Genomic DNA, 3719 nt, shown 5'->3' on the forward strand with positions numbered 1-3719 from the left:
GGATGTGTTGGCGGCGCTGGGCGCGGGTGTTCTCGCTGAGTCTGGGCACACGCCCATACTAAACGAACACGATCACTTGCGCTATAGCTAGATCAAGCGTACGGTCACTTTCAAATAAACACGCGTAGGTTTGTTTGGGAGGCCAAGATGTCAGATGCGAGGGCTGCACGGATCGACCTGGCGCGTGCCCGCACGATCGTGGACCGGGCGATTGCGCACGCACGCAGCACCGATTTCCCGCCGATGACGGTGGCGGTGCTGGACGCTGCTCGAAGGTTGGTGGCCTTCGCGGGAGAAGACAGCTCGAGCCTGCTGCCTGAAGCGACTACTACCGCCCGGAGGGGTGAGCTGTGAGCGGTGCGTTCACGCATGACGACGCGTGCGATTGTGATGTTCTGGTCGTCGGCGGCGGCCTCGTCGGTTTGGCGGCGTCGATGTTTCTGGCGCAGCAGGGATTACGCGTGTGGGTGGTGGAGCGGCACGCCTCGACATCGAACCACCCAAAGTTCCGCGGTGTCAGCGCCCGAACGATGGAGTTGTATCGCTCCGCAGGCATCGAAGACGCGGTACGCGCGGCGGGCGAGAACCATTTCGGTGTGGCGATCGGCGACAACCTCTCCGGTGATTACGAGCAGGTACATCTACCGCTCGCGCTGGCCCGCCGAAACCGGCTGAGCCCTACTACGCATTACGCATGCGACCAGCACAGGATGGAACCCATTCTGTTGCAGCGCAGCGCCGAGTTGGGTGCCCAACTGTTCTATGGCTGCACAGCGGTCAACATCGAGCAGCACGAATCCGCAGTCACTGTAGACGCGGTGTGGTCTTCGTCAACGGTCGGCACGGCCCCGCCGGCTCCGCCACCGAGCAGGATCACCGCCCGCTATCTGGTGGCCGCCGACGGGGCCAGGGGATCGATTCGGACCAACCTGGGCATAGGCCGCCACGGTCAACCGATTCCAGGACGAGGTCTTAGCGTCTTGTTCGATGCCGACCTCGAGCCGGCGATGCGCGGACGTCGAATCAGCGCAATGGTCGCCCCGGCTGAGGGCGCCCTGTTGTTCGTCCGCAGCGACGCTCGCGAACACAACTGGTTCGCCTTGACCCCAAGAGCCGATTTGGATTCCATTGATCCGGATTCTGCTGCTACCGAAGCGATTCCGATGATCCGGTCTGCGGTCGGTGTAGCAGATCTCGACATAACTGTTCGCAGCGCGATGACCTGGAGTACCGGGGCCTTCGTCGCCGACCGCTACCGCGCCGGTCGTATCTTCCTGGTCGGCGACGCCGCCCATCTGATGCCGCCCTACGGTGGATTCGGCGGCAACACCGGAATCGCCGATGCGCACAACCTCGCCTGGAAACTGGCCGCGGTCTGTTCGGGAGAAGCCGGAGACGCCCTGCTTGACACGTACGAGTCCGAACGGCGACCGATCACCGAGTACACCCTGAAGCACGTGATGCTGCGCGCCGGGAACGGGATCGGCCAATTCTTTCGACAGTTCGACCAGTTCGATCCCAACGCGATCACGCTAGGTTTCCGCTACCCGATGGCGACAGCCATAGGTTTCGATCCCGAACTGCCCCTAGAAGACCCGGCCCAACCCACTGGCCAGCCCGGCACCCGCGTCTCGCACATCGCATTGAATGGGGCGGTGTCGAGCACCCTGGATCTGCTGGATCCGGGCGCGTTCACCTTCCTCGCCCCCGATGTGAGTTCCTACGCCTCCGCACTGCGAACCCATCCGATCGCGGGTGTGCGGCTGCGTGTGCTCCGCCGCCAAGAAATAGCTGACCAGCTGATGTGGGACAGGGTCTTTGCCACGCCCGCAACGGCGGGCCTGCTCGTCCGACCAGACGGCGTGATCTGCTGGCGCGCCGAATCCGCCCACTCAGCTCCGGCGCTCGCGGTGAACGGCGCCCGGGCACGTGCACTGCACCCGAGAACCTAGATCTTAGAAGGTGATTCGCCATGCCCACTGTGCGCCACGCCATCTGGGAACTGCTGCGCGCGCTGGGTGTGCGCACCGTGTTCGGCAACCCGGGATCAACCAAAAAAATGATGAAAGGGACACTACCGCAATGGAATTAGGCATTCACTTCATTAACTTCAATCTTGCGGGTGGCCAGCAGGCCCTCGGGCCGACCATGGCCGCCACCGCGCGGGCCGCCGAGCAGGGCGGCGCCACCATGTTCACCCTGGCCGACCACCTCTTTCAGATGGACACTCTGCTGGCCGCCGAAGATCCGTTTCTCGAGGGGTACACCTCGATGGGATTTCTGGCCGGGCAGACCGAGAAAATCACGCTGACCATGCTGGTCACCGGCGTCACATACCGCTACCCCGGAGTACTGGCCAAGACGGTAACCACCCTCGATGTGCTGTCGCAGGGCCGTTCCATGCTCGGCATCGGCGCCGCCTGGTACGACCGTGAACACGCCGGGATGGGCATACCGTTCCCTCCGATTGGTCAGCGGTTCGAGATGCTGGAGGAGACACTGCAGATCTGCGAGCAAATGTGGAGCGACAACAACGGGCCGTTCGAGGGTAAGCACTACCGACTCGCCGAAACGCTCTGTGTCCCGAAGCCGATTCAGCAGCCAGGGCCCCCGATCCTGATCGGCGGTGAAGGCGAGAAGAAGACGCTGAGGCTGGTCGCCCAGTACGCCGACGTGTGGAACATCAGCCTCGCCGCAGGACCCCTGGACCAAACGCGGCACAAGCTCGGCGTGTTGAACCGCCACTGCGACGACATCGGCCGTGACCCCGCAGACATCCGCAAGACGCTGGGCATCCTCGTCGATCCGCTCGCCGACGTGGACGGCTTCGTGTCGACGGCGGCCCAATACGCCGCACTCGGGTTCGATCTCGTCAACGTGATACCGCTGCCGCACATCACCGACCCCGTCGGCTTCGTCAGCCGCCTGGGCGACGAGGTCATTCCCGAACTCGCGCAGGTCAGTTGAACATCCGGCGGGATCGGCAGGTGTCGTCGGCACCGGCCAACAGGTGAAAGTTCAGGAGACGCAACTATGCCCATAAGAAGACCCGACATCGGTTGTATGCGCACGGTGTTAGTGATTGGGGCATTGCTCGGCGGCGGAGTCGCTGCGGCCATCCCAGCCCAGGCACAGGGGCCAGATGATTTCCTTGCTCACCTCAATAGCATCGGCATCGGCAACCGCGACGATAAGCACAACTCAGACCTGGTGGGGTTCGGCAACGTTCTCTGCTGGCGACTCTACGGCGGCGAAACGCCGGGCCAGATCACCGAAATGGTAATCACCAACTCCCGTTCCGGTGGCGGTCGGGAACTTACCCGCCAACAGGCCGAAGCCGCGGTGGGCTTTGCCGCATCCGACCTATGCCCGGATGCAGCACCGGCTGTGGGACTCCCCCGATGACGACGCGATGATCTACGACCGTGAACGAGAGGTATTCGCGGACCCATCGAAAGTGCGTGAGATCTTCCCGGGCGAGTTCTTCCGTTCGAGGGGCCGCGATTTCGTCGCGCCGTCGCACACCGGCTTCGACTTCTCGACGCTAGACCTCGATGACAACGTGGTCGATGCAGACATGCAAGGCGTTCGGGGCGGCCCAGAATGCGTCCATCTGTCCTGCGAGTTCAGCGTCGGGCCGCAACGTCGCCAAGTTGACGAATCTTTTGATGTCCCTGATGGTCTGGATATCGAAGTTCGAAACGCGGTTGGCGAACTCG

General features: G+C 63.1%; 4 protein-coding genes and 1 pseudogene. All 5 read left to right on the forward strand.

From position 1 onward, the window contains the following. Positions 1-147 precede the first annotated feature (147 nt). Positions 148-354: a heme-binding protein gene (locus JWP83_RS05135; RefSeq protein ID WP_297726742.1), complete on the forward strand. Its 207-nt coding sequence runs from the start codon at positions 148-150 to the stop codon at positions 352-354. Continuing rightward, positions 351-1952 (forward strand): FAD-dependent monooxygenase, encoded by a 1602-nt coding sequence (locus JWP83_RS05140; protein WP_297726746.1) that lies wholly within the window; start codon positions 351-353, stop codon positions 1950-1952. The genes JWP83_RS05135 and JWP83_RS05140 overlap by 4 nt, the downstream gene beginning before the upstream one ends. A gap of 130 nt (positions 1953-2082) precedes the next feature. After that, a complete protein-coding gene (locus tag JWP83_RS05145; protein WP_297726751.1) occupies positions 2083-2967 on the forward strand; it encodes an LLM class F420-dependent oxidoreductase in 885 nt (294 codons plus the stop codon). 96 nt (positions 2968-3063) lie between these two features. Beyond that, a complete protein-coding gene (locus JWP83_RS05150) occupies positions 3064-3405 on the forward strand; it encodes a DUF732 domain-containing protein (protein ID WP_297726754.1) in 342 nt (113 codons plus the stop codon). After that, positions 3374-3719 (forward strand): annotated as a pseudogene (locus JWP83_RS05155) (hypothetical protein); the annotation flags it as partial. The gene JWP83_RS05150 and the pseudogene JWP83_RS05155, both read left to right, overlap by 32 nt.

This window comes from Mycobacterium sp. (assembly GCF_025965855.1).
Taxonomy (GTDB): Bacteria; Actinomycetota; Actinomycetes; order Mycobacteriales; family Mycobacteriaceae; genus Mycobacterium.